Genomic DNA, 17,431 nt, shown 5'->3' with positions numbered 1-17,431 from the left:
AACACCGATCCGGTTCACCGCCATTCATGCGCATAAACACCGATCCGGTTCACCGCCATTCATGCGCATAAACACCGATCCGGTTCACCGCCATTCATGCGCATAAACACCGATCCGGTTCACCGCCATTCATGCGCATAAACACCGATCCGGTTCACCGCCATTCATGCGCATAAACACCGATCCGGTTCACCGCCATTCATGCGCATAAACACCGATCCGGTTCACCGCCATTCATGCGCATAAACACCGATCCGGTTCACCGCCATTCATGCGCATAAACACCGATCCGGTTCACCGCCATTCATGCGCATAAACACCGATCCGGTTCACCGCCATTCATGCGCATAAACACCGATCCGGTTCACCGCCATTCATGCGCATAAACACCGATCCGGTTCACCGCCATTCATGCGCATGAACACCGATCCTGTAGGAGCTGCCGAAGGCTGCGATCTTTTGATCTTGTTTCTGACAACCTTGTTACGGGGTGTCGGGCTGATTCGCCGGATGGGCCAGGAAGAAGGCTGGATGTGTCGCCGCCAGCGCCGCCACTCGACGAATTCGCGGGTAGGCCTCAAGGGAAATATTGAAGCGCTCGGCCGCATACAACTGCGGGATCAAATAGACGTCCGCCAGCCCCGGCTGATCGCCAAAGCAATAACCGGTGTCACCGATCAACTGCTCCACCGTCGCCAACCCTTGGCTGATCCAGTGACCGATCCACTCAACCACCTGCGACTCATCGTGCCCCAACTGCCGAAGCTTATTGAGCACGCTGACGTTGTGCAGGGGGTGAACATCGCAGCCGATCACCGCCGCCACGCCACGCTCATGGGCACGGGCGACGAGGTCGTTGGACAGCAATGGCACCTGTGGATAACGTTCCTCCAGGTACTCGATGATCGCCGGTGACTGGATCAGCAACTCGCCCTCATCAGTGCGCAAGGCCGGCACCCGACCTTGGGGGTTGATGCCCAGATAGGTCGGCTGCCGATGTTCGCCACCTTGCGGCGCGATCAGGTTGACCGGCAGCGCCTGGTAATCCAGCCCCTTGAGCGCCAACGCAATGCGCACCCGGTAGGACGAAGTCGAACGATAGTAGGTATAGAGTTCCATGACCCGATCCTCTTAGCGTGCTGGCAGCACTTTGCCGCGGCATTCGCCGAAACCGATGGAAGCAAAACCCTCGCGGCTGCAACGCGCGCGCAGAATGATTTCGTCGCCGTCCTCAAGGAATTTACGCACCTCGCCCGACGCCAGCTCGATCGGCTTCTTACCGCCCTCGGTGATTTCCAGCAGGCTGCCGAACTGACCGCTTTCAGGACCGGACAGCGTGCCCGAACCGAACAGATCACCGGCCTGCAACTGGCAGCCGTTGACGCTGTGGTGCGCAACCAGTTGTGCAACGGTCCAGTACATGTGTTGGGTGTTGCTGAGGGTCAGGCGATGGGCTGGCAGATGTTGCTCGCGCATCGATTCGGTCAGCAGCAGCACTTCGAGTTCGATGTCGAAGGCACCGGCGGCCTGATCGCGTTTGTCGAACAGGTACGGCAACGGCTGCGGGTCGCCTTCAGGGCGCGCAGGCTGCGCACGACGGAACGGCTCCAGCGCTTCGGCCGTCACCACCCACGGCGAAATGCTGGTGATGAAACTCTTGGACAGGAACGGACCCAACGGCTGGTATTCCCAAGCCTGGATGTCGCGCGCCGACCAGTCGTTGAGCAGGCAAAAACCGGCGATGTGGTCGGCGGCGTCACCGATGGCGATCGAGTCGCCCATCTCGTTGCCCTGACCGATCCAGATACCCAGTTCCAATTCATAGTCCAGACGTGCGCACGGACCAAACGTCGGCTCGGTCTGGCCGGCCGGCAGGGTCTGGCCTTTCGGCCGACGCACGTCAGTGCCGGACGGGCGAATGGTCGAGGCACGGCCGTGGTAACCAATCGGCACGTACTTGTAGTTCGGCAGCAACGGGTTGTCCGGGCGGAACAGTTTGCCGACATTCTGCGCGTGCTCGATGCCGACGTAGAAGTCGGTGTAGTCGTTGATCTTCGCCGGCAAGTGCATTTCGCAATCCGCCGCCAGCGGCAGCAGTTTGGCACCTTGGGCCTCGATCTTGCCGTGCAGGGTGCTGCCTTCGGCAAACAGTTCCAGCAGACGTTCGCGCAAAGCGACACGAGCCTCACGGCCCAGTTCGAAAAGCGCATTCAGCTGACCACCGCGGGTGGCTTCGACTGCTTTCTTCGCAATGCCATCGAACAGCCCGGCCTCCAGTGCCGCTTCCAGATCAAAGATGTGGTCGCCGATCGCCACGCCACTGCGCGGCGCGGAGCCCTTCACGCTGAACACGCCCAACGGCAGGTTCTGCAGCGGAAAATCCGCGTGGCCGTTGGCGGAGGCAACCCAGCTACGAGTGATGGAAGTCTGAGTCATGGTTATCTCCGGGTCGGGTCGAAAGTCGCGGGCAGCGTGGCCCAGCAGGCGTCGTAATTGTTTTGCAATTGTGGGCAATCCAGGGCAAATCGGCTCGGGCGCAACACTTGGCTGGTCTCGAACATGAAAGCCATGGTGTTGTCGATTTTAGCCGGCGCCAGTTCCGCGTTGATCGCCTTGGTGCAGGTTTCGCCGTCGGGGCCGTGGGCGCTCATGCAGCTGTGCAACGAAGCACCGCCGGGCACAAAGCCTTCGGCCTTGGCATCGTATTCGCCCTGGATCAGGCCCATGAATTCGTTCATCAGGTTGCGGTGGAACCACGGTGGACGGAATGTCTTCTCGGCGACCATCCAGCGTGGCGGGAAGATCACGAAATCGAGATTGGCCAGACCGTGCACGCTGGTCGGCGAAGTCAGAACGGTGAAAATCGATGGGTCCGGATGATCAAAACTGACCGTGCCGATGGTGTTGAAGCGGCGCAGGTCATATTTGTACGGCACGTTATTGCCGTGCCAGGCGACCACGTTCAGCGGCGAATGATCGAGCTCGCAACCCCACAACTGACCGAGGAATTTCTGCACCAGGGTGGTCGGTTGCTTGAGGTTTTCGTAATGGGCCACCGGCGTCAGGAAGTCTCGCGGATTAGCCAGACCGTTGCTGCCGATCGGTCCCAGATCCGGCAGGCGCAGAGGGGCGCCATGGTTTTCGGCGATGTAGCCGCGGGCTTGCGGATCGAGCAGTTCGACGCGGAATTTCAGCCCGCGAGGCAGAACGGCGATTTCCAGCGGTTCCAGTTCCAGCACGCCCAGTTCGGTGGCGATGCGCAAGCGGCCCAGTTGCGGCACCAGCAGCAATTCGCCGTCGGCGTTGAAGAACACGCGTTCCATGGAACGGTTGGCGCGGTAGTTATAAATACTGATCCCGGACGGTTTTTCTGCGCCCGAGTTGGCGGCCATGCTCACCAGCCCGTCGATGAAATCGGTGGGCTCGGTCGGCATGTCCAACGGATTCCAGCGCAGGCGATTGGGGGTCACTTCACCCAACGGACCACCGGCCAGTTGCCGATCCAGTTTGACGAATGCCGGGTGATTGGCCGACGGCTGGATGCGGTACATCCAGGTCCGCCGCGCTTCGCTGCGAGCCATGGTGAATGCAGTGCCGGAGAACAGTTCGGTGTACAGGCCGTAAGGGGCTTTTTGCGGGGAGTTCTGGCCGATGGGCAATGCGCCGGGCAACGCTTCGCTGCTGAATTCGTTGCCAAAGCCTGACTGATAAGCCAGCGTTGGCGCCGTTGAATCGAGGTTCATGGAGCCTCCTGAACGGGAGTTGGCAATGGCCTGTCACTCTGCTGAAGAGATCTTGGCACGCCAGGGTTATTTTTATCGTAATTCGATTACGCATAACGTAATTTGATTGGTATTGACCGTCAAGCTATAAAGACGCCCATTCGTCCCGGGATCACACCGCCTCATGACCAGCGAAAGCAACGGTAAACAGAAAGTCCGCTCGGCCGAAGTCGGTACCGACATCCTCAAGGCACTTGCCGAGCTGTCGCCATCGACCTCGTTGTCGCGCCTGGCTGAACACGTGCAGATGCCGGCGAGCAAGGTTCACCGCTATTTGCAGGCGCTGATCGCCAGCGGTTTTGCCGAGCAGAACCCCGCCACCAACCATTACGGCCTGGGCCGTGAGGCGCTTCGGGTCGGTCTGGCTGCTCTGAACAGTATGGACGTGCTGAAAGTCGCCGCCCTGCCCCTGGCTGAACTGCGCGACGATTTGAATGAGACCTGCTTTTTGGCGGTGTGGGGCAATCAGGGCGCGACGGTGGTGCATATCGAACCGGCCGTGCGCGCGGTGACAGTGGTCACGCAATTGGGCTCGGTTTTACCGTTGCTCAGCTCCTCGACGGGGCTGGTGTTCAGTGCCTATTTGCCCCACCGTGAAAGCGATGAGTTGCGCGATCTCGAAGTTCGCGCTGTCGACGTTCATCCGTTGGCCGATGAGCACGCTTACACCACATTGTGCGAGCAGATCCGCGAACGCGGCTTGCACCATGTTCACGGTTTGCTGATGCCCGGCGTGGATGCGTTGTCGGCACCGGTGTTCAATGCGGTTGGGCAGGTGGCCGCGGTGATGACCATCGTCGGCCCGGCCTCGTTGTTCCATGCCGATGAAAACGGCCCGGCGGCGCAGCGGTTGTTGGCGGCGACCCGGGCCGTGAGTTGGCGGATGGGGTATCAGCCTGAGTAACGGCTAACCCGGCAGGATCAGTCTGTGATTCGGGTTTTACTGTCCTGAATCAGGTACGTGGACGTCACCGCAGTGACATAGCCAACGCCCACCGGAACGCCGGTCGCGGTCGACACAATTTCGGAGATGTCCTTGATCCGCGACAACAGGCCCACCGCCGAAGTCGACGTGCCAACCCCCGCCACGATACCCACATACACGAGGATGGTGCTTCTCCAGGCCGAGGCGAGGTAGGCTTTGCCGGCATCTTCATCGCCCAGGCTGTAAGCAATCACACCCTGAACGATCGAACGCGTGATACGCAGGACGCTGGCCACCAGAGCCACTGGAGGGATAAACAGCGAGATGACATCCACCACCAGTTCTGCGCCGATCATCACGTTACGCCAGAAAATTTCCGCACGCGTGCTTGTCTGATAATCGACGTCATAGATAAGCCGCAACACCATACTGTGGTATTCGAACTTGAAGTGGGTCACAGGGTAACTGTCTCGCAAACTTGGCGTCGGCAAGGCACCTGAAGCGTTGCCGCAGTTGTCGACATAACTTTGCACTACGCCTCTGTCTTCCAGCCTGACAAGTCCGACAACATGATTGCCCAGTGCGCCTCCCTTTAAGCCCTGAGTCAACGACTCAATGGGACGAAATGCCAGGCCATCCGGTGCTTTCGGAATGTAGATCAGGTATTCCAACCTGCCAGCCACGGTGCGCCCGAACGTATAGGCACCCTCCAACCGTCGCCCCTCGAGCGCCAGCGTATAAACACCTTCGCCTGGCGCGCCCCCCGTCTGCAACGGAAGCGTATTGTGGGTACGATCATGATCCAGATCCTCGATCAGCCCCTTGAGCCAATTGAAGTGTTCACCGGAAAGAGAGCCCTGAATTTTTTGTGTCAATGCCGCCCTGAGCATTTCGTTCTGCACGGTCTTGCAGTAAAGCTTTGCTTTCAGATCATAAGAAGGCGTTGCCAGAAAATCCTGCCGTAGATACTGCTCATATTTTTCGCCCGGCAGTAAGTTGATCAGCGCAGTGACAGTGGCCTCATTCAAGCGCCCCAGCGACGAGTTATCCATGGAACCGAACCACACCGTTCCATCAGCACGCCAAATCTGCCACTGAATGAACACATTGGTGAGTGTCATATAGTCGTGTCCACGCAACTTGACGCTCACCCGATCCGGGTCGATTTCCGGATGTGGGCCGGATCGACGCAGATAATCGTTCAACGCCTTCATGACCAGTTTGCGTGAGAAGGCGGCAAGCGTTTCGATATGCAGTGGTTCTTTTGATACCTGGTAGATGGCTTTGAAATCTGTGTTCAGCCTTGTGAAAAGTTCGCGATCTTGTGGCGCGGCCTTCCTGTACCAGCCGGGTGTGACCACTTGTTCTTCGGCAATTTCCCAGCCGACGATGTTATGGATGGCGCCCATCAACGATCCGTCTTCCGTCGCCCATTTCACCAAAGTGACACCGCCCCACCACCACGGCTGGAACACCAGCGCCGAATCGACATAGGAAAGATAATCCTTCACGAACCGCTCACGATCCGTGCTGAAAGCCTGCCCGATCAGGAAGTCACGATCGCGCTGCTCGAAACCCCACGCAATGAACTGTCGCTTCAACGCCGTCAGATCGGGGAACTCATACCATTGCTGCCCCGCCGGTGCGCCAGGCGCATAGAGCACATGCATCGAAAAATCAGCCATTGCACCTCTGGCACGGTAAACAATCATGTCTTTGAACGGTCGGTAGTAGCTGCGAAAAGCAACGCTGTATGCCTCCACTTCCGGATCGCCAAACAGATAGCGCTGCGCGATGTCCTGTGCTTGCGGGCCGATATGTTTTTGAAGCAACGCGGCGAAGTTACTCAGTGCAATCTGTTGACTCAATACTTCTCGCAGGGCGTCTTTAACTTGCGGATCGCTAAGGCGATAACTTCGTTCACTGGCGTATTTCAAACGAAGATCAAATTGCCGGATGGCGTATTCGATATTGGACGCTGTCAGTCGTGGGTTGTAGTGATGTTCTTCAAACTGAATCGTGTATCGCCCTGCAACATCATGCACACCGTACATGAACAGCTGCGTCAGGGTTTTACGCTGGACATGCTCGATATTCCTGGCACCCATACGCACCGAATGCTTTACCGACACCCAAACGGTATCGGGATCAACGCGATTGGCATCGCCTTGGGAGATATGTTCTTCGACGACACGCCGCACATAGTCCTGGAAGGAAGACAGCCCCCCCATCGCCTCATGCAATGCGACCTGGCTTCTAAGCAACGCTCGTTCCAAAGCGGCAAATGTTTCCTGGTCGGTGGCGGGCGTGTCCTTCAGCCATTGTGGTCTGGCGTTCATCGTCATCAATGCGAGCAGACGTGCGGTGCGGCTCTTGGCATCACTGTTCAACTCATCCAGACGTTGAGTCTGCTCAATGGATTGGACGATGCCTGGCAGATCCACATCTGGCTGCAGCAAACGGCGAATGCCATAAGCAACGTCACGCCGTTGTTTATCCAGCAGGTTGTCGATGACAATCTGGAAAATTTCGCCATGGGTTTTTAAATAGCGGATATCAGGAACACTTATGACCTGTTCAGCGTCCTCCAGTGAAATATCTTTGAGCAACTGCGCCCGGCTGTTCGCGTCGCGAAGGCGCTGCTCCAGCGAGCGGTGCATTATTGCCGACGTCTGGAACGTTTCCAGCCCGTTTGCAGGGGTGTAAAGGATGACCCAGTCATCATTGGCAGGTACAAGTTCAGCGATGGACCGGCCAGTTAAATACATGACGAAACAACAAGCCAGCGTTGCAAATCGTCCGTTTTCCAGTTCCAGAGAAAGACTGTAAGCCGGCGTCTGGGGATTGCCCCTGATGTAAACTTCGTAGCTCTTTTCTACTTCCGGCTTCACCCCTTGCATTTGTACCGTTGCTTTCAACTCTTGCCAGAAAAGCGCCGCATACAAATCCCGCAGATCACTGCTGCGAGAGACCGATTCACGACCTTGGGCATCCTTGCCCAGAGGTGCCGCCCAGTGTCGATCCAGAACTTGTGTGTATTTTTGCGCCAGCGTGCCCAGCACATCGCCGATCAGCGCCCCCAGAGCAACCACGTCCAGACCCTCGACCCGGTCCGACTCATCCATGGAGTCGCGCCAGTCATAGACGCCGTACTGACTCGCGTCATAAACAGGAGCACGCCCACGACGCAGACATTCCATGAACACGTCCATGAACAGACCGGTCGGCTCCTGATTCGCAATGCCTGAACGTCGGGCATTGATGTAAGTCTTGCTGATGTAGACCTCCGGCAACAGTTGCTGAAGTTCCTTTAACAAAACGTCTTGCACGATTGATTTAAACGATGGGGTTTTCTTCAGCACCTCTTCCAGCACGTTAGAACTCTCAACCACCTCTCCCAGGCTCGCCTGTATCAACGGTATTTCCTGAACACTCATATACACATCCATTAATGCACTTTAAAAAATCAGACAACGAAACGCCGCCTGAACCAGTGCAATTAACTTAACGCGATTAAAACCAACAATAACACCCACCACTCTTTGCAAAACATTAAATACCCAAGACATCAAAACAGATTCATAACATAATTAAAAAACAATTAACCGCATAAACCCAGCATTCTTGCCCTTGCCACTGCATGCGTCCTGCGTTCAACCCCTAACTTTCCATGAATCCGCCGGACATGTGTTTTAACGGTATGCAATGAGATGAACAACTTATCGGCTATTTGTCGGTTCGAATTTCCTGACGCAATCAACTCAAGCACTTCCAATTCCCTCAGGCTCAGTGGGCTTTCATTAATATCCTTGTCAGAAAAAGGCTCGTTATTATCGATCATGTGCAGTTCCGACAAGAAACCGGGACAACGCCTGTTCAACTGCGCCAACAACGGCTGCAAGTTACAACGGTTCACCTTCGCTACGCCTTTTTCGAAAAACTGCCGGGCACTCCCCTGTTCGCCCACCATGAAGGCCGCCTCGGCCATCGCCAGCAGAAGCTCGGCTTCCAGGCTGATCATCCCGTTCGCTTGTGTGTTCTCAAGCAGGGTGGCGAGTCGAGCCAAGGGATCCTCCACCCGTTGCAGTTTGACCTCGGCCAGAATCAACAAATACTCAATCCGCGGAATCAACTCCAGTGTCGCCGGCGGGGCCTGCCGGGCCTGTGGCCCCCGATAATGTTTGAGCACCCGGCTCAACGCCTCACGGGCCAGTTCGGGACGCCCCTGTTGCAACCAGCACTGACTGCTGACCTGCAACAGAGCACCACGGTAGACCGTGTCCGGAATCTGCCGCTGCTGCATCAATCGCTCGGCGTCGCGCAGGCGGACGAAGGCTTGGGCGTAGTCGCCCTGATTGGCCGCCAGTTGTGCCTGCCCGAGAAAACCGTACAGCGCACGTTTGTCATGATTGCGAACGCAGTCCTCCAGCCCGGCCTGAAAAAAATCCGCTGCCTGTTCATCCAGCCCCTGACACAAGGCCAGGCGCCCTCGACGCAAGGCAATTCGCCCCATTAGAGGCACTGCGCGGTCTGATTGCAGGCAAAGCAGTTCATGCATATTGGCGAGCAGACTTTCAGCGCGCCCGGGGGCTCCACGTTGCTCCAGCAATTGCGCATGATCGAGTTCCATCAAGCCCTCGAACACCAGCGAACCTTGCGCCCGCGCCAGGCATAGCGCCTCGCGGTTATGAGCATGTGCCACATCGAGTTCGCCCCTTAGCAGGGCCTGTTGCGTCAGACCGGACAAACACATCAGGCGCGCCGTCCAACAGTCGGGATCGAGGGCGCTCAATGCATCAAGAAAGTGCGCATGCGAAGTCTCCATTCGTCCCTGCAAATGCAGTAACCAACCCTGCAGGGCCTGCCAGCGTGCAATCAGTTGACGCTGAAGCACCGCCGAGGGTTGAGGCGTGAAATGCGCCAAATGAGCAATGCATAGAGTCGCTTGTTCAAAGCGTCCGGCGAACAACAGCGCAGCGGTAATCAAGCCCACCAACTGCGGGCTCCCCAGCGTCAGTTCTTCGCCTTGCTGCTCATGCAAACGCAGTAACAGCACGACCATTTGCTCTTCGAACAAGTGCTCGAAACTGAAGTGCTGCAACAGGCTGACCGCCACTTCGTATTCCTCGGCGAGCAAGGCCTGTTCGAAGGCCGATTTCCAGTCCTGTTCAACACAGAACCACTGGCATGCACGCCGATGCCAGGAGCGTCCCGCCGGCCATTGCTCATCGTGCAACAACTGCGTGAACGGGGTGAAAATCTGCAGCCAGTCGCTGGAGTCCCCCCAAGGTTCGATAAAACAGCCCAGCGCTTGCAAGGTCCGCAAGTATTGAGCGCCCTCCCCGGCCCCGAACAGGTGATCGCACAATCGGGCATTGAAGCGGGGCAAGTGGGCCAGCACGCGCCAGGCCTCGCTCAACTCAGGCGTCAGCGAGCTGAACAACTCATGCTCCAGGTAATCGAGCAAGGTGGCCGCCCGTCCCAAGGAGTTGTCCTGACGTGACCAGTCGCACTTCTGCAGCAATGCAATCCGTACACCGGCACACCAGCCGCCGGTGCGCTGGATAATCCGACTCGCCACCTTGCCGGCTTGCTCGGGTACCCAGGGCTGCAATATCTGCTCGACTTCACCTTGGGTGAACGCCAGCGAAGCGCTCTCGCACTCGTACAACTCAGCGTCGAGCAGCAACCTTGGCCAGTTACATTGCGGCCGACGGCGGGCACCGAGCCACCAGGTCAGCATCGGGCTGCTGATCGCCAGCATGCGATCCAGCAACTGATCCAGCTCCGGGTTCGGCAGACGGCAGTAGTCATCGAGAAACAGCCAGGCAGGCGTCTGCAATCGTGCCAGATCGTCCAGCAACCCGGTTTCATCCGATGAAGCCAGCCCCAGCGTTTCTGCCAGACGCTGACGAAAATCCGCCGCGCTCCATGCCACGCCAGACAATGGCAACCAATGCACTCGGCATTGGGTTGGCGCCTGCAACAGGCATTCGGCGAGCAACGCGCTCTTGCCACTGCCGGCAGGTGCACAGAGTAATTTCACCCGGGCCGTCGAAGCCAATAACGGCTCGCTTAAACGAGCCCGCGACAGGTGATGAGAGGACAGGCGGGGCAGGAATCCAGAACGGTCCAGACACGGAGTCATGGCGGTCATTGCGGCGTGCCTTTTTATAATTGTCCGGCCACCCTAGCCCTCTATAACCCGCTTGTTGAGAAGTATTCAGGACGCTGATTGGCGCCCATAAAAAAGGCGACCCGCAGGTCGCCTCTGGTGATGCCAATGTATCAAAACCCTTACCGAACGCCCTCGGCGCGCAGGGCTGATGGGGTGTAGTCGGCAGACTTGGCGTTGAAGCCGAATTCGAAGCTGTGCTTCTCTTCGTTCTTCATTCCCAAGGCAATGTATCGGCCGGCAATGATGTCGTAGAGCGCCTCCAGGGTGTAGGCCGGGGTTTGGTGATCGTAGTAATACTGGGCGTGACCTTCGGCCACTCGCCACAGTTGACCGCGACCGTCGTAGTGATCCGCCAGCGCCACTTGCCAGCTGTCTTCGTCGAGGTACATGTGGCGTTTGGCGTAGATGTGCCGTTCGCTCGGCTTGACCGTGCCGACCACTTCCCAGACCCGGTGCAACTCGTAACGGGTCAGGTCCTGATTGATGTGCCCGGCCTTGACCACGTCATCGTACTTGAGGCTCGGCGAGTCGAGTTTGTAGCTGTTGTAGGGAATGTACATTTCCTTTTTGCCAATCAGTTTCCAGTCGTAGCGATCCGGCGCACCGGAGAACATGTCGAAGTTATCCGACGTGCGCAGACCATCGGCGGCGGTGCCCGGCCCGTCGTAGGCCACTTGCGGCGCGCGTCGTACCCGACGTTGACCGGCGTTGTAGATCCACGCCAGACGCGGCTCTTTCACCTGGTCGAGGGTTTCATGCACCAGCAACACGTTACCCGCCAACCGCGCCGGCGCGGTCACCGACTGTTTGAAGAAGGTCAGTACGTTGGCGCCTTTTTCCGGGTCCAGGTCCTTCATCAGTTGCGGTACGGCGATCTCTTCCTCGAAGCGAATTGGCGTGTAGCTGCCGTTGGTCTGTGGGGTCACCTGAGTGATGATGCGTCGCAGGTTGCCGCCGTGATAACGGGTGATGTGGTTCCACAGCACCTCGACGCCGTTCTTCGGAATCGGGAATGCGTAATAGCGATTGCCGGTGAAATTGGCCAGGCCGTTACCGTCGTTGATGCTGTTCACATTCAGCGCGCTGCGCTTGGCCGACTCGTAGATTTCCGCCGGCAGGCCCACGGTGCGATGGGTCGGGTAGACCGGGATCTTATAGGTTTCCGGGTAGCGCTTGAACATCGCCACCTGGCCATCCGAAAGCTTGTCCTTGTACTTATCAACAGTCGCGGCGGTGATGGTAAACAACGGCTTTTCGCTGGCGAACGGGTCAGCCAGGAAACCTTTGCTGTCGACAGCACCAGCGTTTTTCGGGATGCCACCGGTCCAGGCCGGGATCGAGCCGTCGGCGTTGCCGGCCTTCTCGGCGCCCAGCGGCGTGAGCGTAGTCCCGAGTTTGTTGGCTTCTTCCGGCGAGACCGCCGCCATCACGTTGGCGGCCAGCAGGCTCAGGGCCAGGGCGCCGCATTGCAGAATCATCTTGCGCATTAACATCATCCTTCTCAGCCAGATCAGAAGTTCACACCGAAGCTCAGCGCCAGGAAGTCACGGTCTTCCAGGACGTTGTAGTCACCGCCGAAGAAGTCGGTGTAACTGAGGCTCGCGGTATAGGTGTTGCGGTAATCGGCATCGACACCGACGCTGACCGCCTTGGCGCCTTCGTTGAACAGCCCGTTGGGACCGTAGCCGGCGACGTCATGGGACCAGGACAGGTTGGGTTTGAGGTTGATCCCGCCAATCACGTTGGCGTAATCAAGGATCGCCCGGGCGCGGTAGCCCCAGGAAGTTGAGGTGACGAAGCCATCGGTATCGCCACCGAAACCGTATTGGCCATAGACCGAATCACGGCCATAACGCAGCTTGCTCCGCGACTCCAGACCACCAACCCGCACCACCGCGGCCTCACCCACCAGGGTCAGCCGTTGGGCGCCCAATACCTGGTCGAAAAAGTGCGTCAGGGTGCTTTGGACCTGGGTCACTTCCTTGCGGCGATAACCCGTGTTGTCGGCACCTGGCCGGGTCGCGACAGGCGATGCGGCGCCGCCGGCGATCGGGTTAAGCAATGCCAGTGTCAAGTCGTTGGTATTGACCTGCACCGGAGCGTTGGGCCGATAGCTGATTTCGCCGGTCCAGGCAGTCCCGGTGGGCAAAGTGGTGGAGAAGCTTGCGCCGTACAGACGAATGTCTTCCGGGTATTCAAGGTAATACTGGCCGCGCCCGAGCATCACGCTTTGCGCCAGGCCCGAACCGCTGCCCGGGGCCAGACGGTTGGCAATGCTGACCATGCCCGGCAGGCTGGCCAGTGTGGACAGCCCGGCGGTGGTGGTGCCGACGGTCGGTGTGCGACTGTGATAGTTCATGAAGTAGAGGCCGTATTCGGTGTCGTCACCGAGCCAGCGCAAGGCGGTGCCCCACTGCCCTGAATCCCGGGCATCGCGGTCGCCGCCACGGGGCACGATGACGCCCTCACGGGTGACCTGGATAGGCTGGCCAAAGGCTGACGCCAGCGGCGCCAACGGGGCAATCGCCGGGCTGCCGACGGTATAACCGTTGTTGCAGCCATCCGCCGCCACGTCAACGCCGAAGAAAGTGCCGCAGTTGTCGAGAACGGTCTGATCCCACTCCAGTTGGTAGAAACCTTCCACCGTGAGCTGATCGGTCAGGCCCTGGGAAGCGAACAGCATGTTCACCGGAATCAGGCCTTCCTTGATCTCCGCCCCCGGACGACGGAATGCGGAAACGTCGACCGGGTTGATGCTGTTGATCGAGTTGCCGATGAAGGTACTTTCACCCCAGCTGACCACCTGCTTGCCGGCGCGCACGGTGCCCGGCAGATCGGCGATGGAATAGTTGTGATAGACGAATGCATCGAGGATCTGTGCGCCCGAAGACTTGGCGCCTTCTTTGCGACCGCTGTCGCTGATCTGTTTGAACTCGCGGTCTTCGTCCTTCAGCTCGAAGTCGTACCAGTACTTGCCACGGACGAACACGCCTGTGTCGCCGTACTTCAATTCGAGGTCGTGGATACCTTTGAAGATCTTGGAGAAGGTCTCGCCTTTCTTGAAGTTCAGGCGCCCGTCATCACCGGTCGAAGACTGGCCGGTACCGCCGTTGACGGTGCCCACCAGTGACTTGTCGGCATCGCGCATGCCCCAGCTCGCGCCGACGGACAACGAGGAATCGAACTGCCCCTCGATTTCGCCGATGTTGAATGAAACAGCCTGCGCCTGGGCACAGCAGCCCAAGGCCACCGCAGCGGCCAGCGCTTGCGGTTTGAAGATGGCGCGCATTGTTGTTTTTGTCATGCGTCTTCCCCGGTGAGTGACAGAAGGCCCCACCCTACTGCCGCACGCCGGGAGCGATAAGCGCACCAAGGAGGTATTCGCGTTGTACCTCCAAAGGATGAATGCCCGCATGGGGCGGGGTTTTGCGCGGGGTATGGATGGGCTGGATGGAGGACTATCAGTGCAGCGCATGGACGTGGGTTGAATCGGGCATGTAGCAGCTGCCGAGCTCGCGAGGCTGCGTTCGGCTGCACAGCAGTCGTAAACCCTGAATCCACAGTGGGCCTGACAGAACACAGTGCCTGATTTTGCGACTGCTTCGCAGCCGAACGCAGCCTTCGGCAGCTGCTACAGGGGTCAGCCAGAGACTGTTGCTGAGACTGCAACAGTGCATGTCTGGAATCGCTATTTTTCCTTTGCGCTCAAGCCCTTATTCTTGCCGGGCTTTCACGGCAAACAGCCTGAAGACATGAAGCTACGGGGATGACAGACCCACCCCGTTAGCGACAGATTCCAGATGATTTGACGCGTATTTTTTCGACTCATCGCCCCCTGTTCACTGACGTTGATTTATTGCTCCTTGATCCACGTCTTGCTTTGGCCGCTGCGTTCGCAGCGGCCTTTTTTATGGGCGATGGTTTTGTCTGGCAATCAGGCTTCATACAAGTATTCCTACAAGATGTTTCGCTGTAGCAGGTAAGAAACATCCTCTTCAAGATAAAGACATTTCTAATTATTTATTCAGTCAAGGAAACTTCTCTCGACTACACGAGTGGTTCCCTACGCACTTCTCGGACCCATGACTTCCAATTCCACTGTAACGTAAAGCAATAACTTATCAATCAATGGACGAGCACTCTCTACTGCGACAAACCAGAACATCTTCTGAAACCTGTATCCATTGACCACATAGAAACCCTGAAGCAAATTCAAAGGAATTGAATATGCAGAAACCGCCATTGATTCTTGATGCAACACATATTACTGCAGAGGCCCCAGATAACTGGGCCCCCTTTAAGGACACTACGCAGGGCTATTCATTTAGCGGTATGTTCGGGCCGGCAGGGGCCAACCATAAAACCCGCGAAATAATGTACGACACTCAGATAGCCCTTGAACAAGAGTTCGGTGCAAAGTCCACATTATTACCACAATCAATTGAGACCGAGCTGGCCACGACACGACTGGAAGGCCCAACGCATCCTCTACCGCCGGCAGCGGCATTGATTCGTGAGCTGGGTGTCAGAAACACGCTCATTCAACGCAAGACTGCAGAACTTCACAGACAGACCGCCATCGCCAACCGCTTTTATGGAAGTGATCCGGTTGGCAAAAATTTCAATGATTTTCTGAATCGGGCCTCAGCTATCCGGCGAGCGGACCGGTCAGCCGCAGTACGGGAGTTGTGGAGCCAATCCTACCGGGCAGCTCATGAAGCGAGGCTTCTGAGCCAAGCCATCCAGCTTCTCAATCAGCAACAGGTCAACGTGCTCAACTGGCTGGCTGCTGTGCAAGCCGAAGATCAGGCGCGAATGGCAGCGGAGCAGGAAGCCCGACGGATCGCCGCCGAGTTGGCACGGATCAACGAGCAAGCTGAGGCCCTTGCTCGAGAGCAGGCACGCCTTGCAGCGCTGGCTGAGGATCAACGACTGGCTACCGAACAAGCGCTCGTTGCCGCCGAAGCCGCCGAAGCCGCCGCACGACAAGTGGCTGTCGAACAAGCACGGCTTGCAGCACTGGCTGAGGCTCAACGTCAGGCAGAACTGCTTCGTGTTGAAGCTGAACGGCAGGAGCACGAGAAACAGCAAGCGGCTTCAGCAGCCCTGCGGGTATATCCCGCTATGGGAGCGACAGCCTCTTCCAGCCCGGTATTTTCCTTCGCCTCGACCGCCGTCATCCTCGCTCCCGAAACATCGGCCGCGATAATCACCGCACTGCGTTCGGCATTGCAGGTGGCAACTGCGGCAGGCGCCGCGACACTGGGCTTGGCACTGATCGGTTTCGCCGCTCTGCTGACGCCTTCGCGCCTGGGAAACGGCGAACGCTTTACGATGAGCGTACCGCTCGCGGAACTGACGTCAGAAAGCGCACAGTCACTGCGAGCGATCGCGGACCGGCAAGGAACACTGGATCTGCCGGTCGGGATTGGCTACAGACCCATCGGCTCAGGCGCAGAGGTGTTTGTCATCACGGCCGACGGGTTCGACATTCGCCCCAGCGTTCCGGTGAGGCACGCAACATTCGATGCGCAGAACAACGTTTATCGGCTAGGCCTGCCTGACTCGCCAACCAATACCCTGACCTGGACACCCGCCGTCACACCGGGTAACAGCTCGACCGAACGGCCGATTGTTCAGGCTGATACGCCGACGTATCCCGGAATCCCGATCGTGCCCCTCGAAGGGCGTCTGGATTTGCATCCCATACTGGTGGAGGGTTGGGACAGGTCCATCATCGTCTTTCCAGATGATTCGGGTATTGCGCCGCTGTATGTCGTTATCAGCAGTCCCTATCAAGGGGCTTCCGTCAAAGGTAAATACAGCGGGCGTCTTTTCAATCCGGAGCAGGCGGGAGGGCCGATACTGGATCTGGACTGGCGCACGGCTGTCATTACCCAAACCGGAATTGATGCAGTGAAATTACACATCGCACGACTCGATCAATCCGATGCCAATGACATGATGGTGCAACGCCTTGAGAAAATCCTTAACGGATACTCGCAGCTCACTGACACGGATCTGCGCTACTACACTCATGAGATGAGGGAGCTTGAGAGGTTTCGAGCGCTGGGGCTCAGCGATGACTTCAAACCCGACAAAGATTTGCCGATCTGGAACAACGCGCACACGGCGACCCTGGAAGACTTCAAGCTTCATGATGATGAGTCGTTGCTCTACACAAAAGACGCCATAACGGCTGCGGATAGACAAGATGAAATATTTTTCAAGAATTTTTTGAAAGGAGGCAAACAGTGAGCATCGTCGAGCAAGTAGTTAAAAATGAAACAGTAGAAGATGTCTTGACCGTTTTCGCACTCGGTTCCGCTATTCCATCTCTAGACAGAATGTTTGGGCGCTATCGACATGAAGTCATTGAAAGTGGCGAACTGCTGAAAACCTATGCAAGGCTTTTCGAGGAGGGTGTACTGGCCAACGGTGAAGGCCCTGTCGCTATCAAAGGCCCGAACTGGAAAGCTCCCAAGTTCATGATCGAAAACAAATACTCTTAACTAGCAATTCGGCCACCAAGCCTCAGCTTGGTGG

The 17,431-nt window shown here is 57.5% G+C and carries 10 protein-coding genes; 3 read left to right on the top strand and 7 right to left on the bottom strand.

Going from position 1 to position 17,431, the window contains the following annotated elements; translation table 11 throughout:
• Window positions 1-483: 483 nt before the first annotated feature.
• The 3 genes from maiA to hmgA are packed head-to-tail and all read right to left on the bottom strand — an operon-like array spanning window position 484 to window position 3,743.
• Window positions 484-1,119 carry a maleylacetoacetate isomerase gene (gene maiA, locus ACZ89R_RS22945; protein ID WP_429544491.1) on the bottom strand — a complete coding sequence of 212 codons (636 nt, stop codon included), beginning with the start codon at window positions 1,117-1,119 and terminating at the stop codon, window positions 484-486.
• 12 nt (window positions 1,120-1,131) lie between these two features.
• Complete coding sequence (gene fahA, locus ACZ89R_RS22940; protein WP_429544492.1) at window positions 1,132-2,436, bottom strand: fumarylacetoacetase; 1,305 nt, start codon at window positions 2,434-2,436, stop codon at window positions 1,132-1,134.
• Between the two features lie 2 nt (window positions 2,437-2,438).
• On the bottom strand, window positions 2,439-3,743 hold the full coding sequence (gene hmgA, locus ACZ89R_RS22935; RefSeq protein WP_429544493.1) for a homogentisate 1,2-dioxygenase: 1,305 nt from the start codon (window positions 3,741-3,743) through the stop codon (window positions 2,439-2,441).
• Between the two features lie 163 nt (window positions 3,744-3,906).
• On the opposite strand from hmgA, the gene ACZ89R_RS22930 reads away from it, so the two are divergent.
• Window positions 3,907-4,686 (top strand): IclR family transcriptional regulator, encoded by a 780-nt coding sequence (locus ACZ89R_RS22930; protein WP_429544494.1) that lies wholly within the window; start codon window positions 3,907-3,909, stop codon window positions 4,684-4,686.
• A 17-nt stretch (window positions 4,687-4,703) separates the two neighbouring features.
• On the opposite strand, the gene ACZ89R_RS22925 is transcribed toward ACZ89R_RS22930, so the two are convergent.
• The 4 genes from ACZ89R_RS22925 to ACZ89R_RS22910 all read right to left on the bottom strand — a co-directional run bounded on the left by ACZ89R_RS22925 (window position 4,704) and on the right by ACZ89R_RS22910 (window position 14,189).
• Window positions 4,704-8,144, bottom strand: a complete 3,441-nt coding sequence (locus ACZ89R_RS22925) for a dermonecrotic toxin domain-containing protein (protein ID WP_429544495.1) — start codon at window positions 8,142-8,144, stop codon at window positions 4,704-4,706.
• Window positions 8,145-8,308: 164 nt separating this feature from the next.
• Window positions 8,309-10,864, bottom strand: coding sequence for a LuxR C-terminal-related transcriptional regulator (locus ACZ89R_RS22920; RefSeq protein ID WP_429544496.1), 2,556 nt, complete (start codon window positions 10,862-10,864; stop codon window positions 8,309-8,311).
• Window positions 10,865-11,004: 140 nt separating this feature from the next.
• Window positions 11,005-12,372 (bottom strand): DUF1329 domain-containing protein, encoded by a 1,368-nt coding sequence (locus ACZ89R_RS22915; RefSeq protein WP_429544497.1) that lies wholly within the window; start codon window positions 12,370-12,372, stop codon window positions 11,005-11,007.
• 23 nt (window positions 12,373-12,395) lie between these two features.
• Window positions 12,396-14,189: a DUF1302 domain-containing protein gene (locus ACZ89R_RS22910; RefSeq protein WP_218398712.1), complete on the bottom strand. Its 1,794-nt coding sequence runs from the start codon at window positions 14,187-14,189 to the stop codon at window positions 12,396-12,398.
• A gap of 923 nt (window positions 14,190-15,112) precedes the next feature.
• On the opposite strand from ACZ89R_RS22910, the gene ACZ89R_RS22905 reads away from it, so the two are divergent.
• Both ACZ89R_RS22905 and ACZ89R_RS22900 read left to right on the top strand, forming a co-directional pair.
• Window positions 15,113-17,143: an S-type pyocin domain-containing protein gene (locus ACZ89R_RS22905; RefSeq protein ID WP_429544498.1), complete on the top strand. Its 2,031-nt coding sequence runs from the start codon at window positions 15,113-15,115 to the stop codon at window positions 17,141-17,143.
• Window positions 17,140-17,397, top strand: a complete 258-nt coding sequence (locus ACZ89R_RS22900) for an immunity protein (RefSeq protein ID WP_218398710.1) — start codon at window positions 17,140-17,142, stop codon at window positions 17,395-17,397. Before ACZ89R_RS22905 ends, ACZ89R_RS22900 begins: the two co-directional genes overlap by 4 nt.
• The last annotated feature ends 34 nt before the right edge of the window (window positions 17,398-17,431 follow it).

Source organism: Pseudomonas sp. TE3728 (assembly GCF_056279145.1).
Note: the sequence above shows the minus strand (reverse complement) of the source record. Positions and strands in the feature narration are given on the sequence as shown.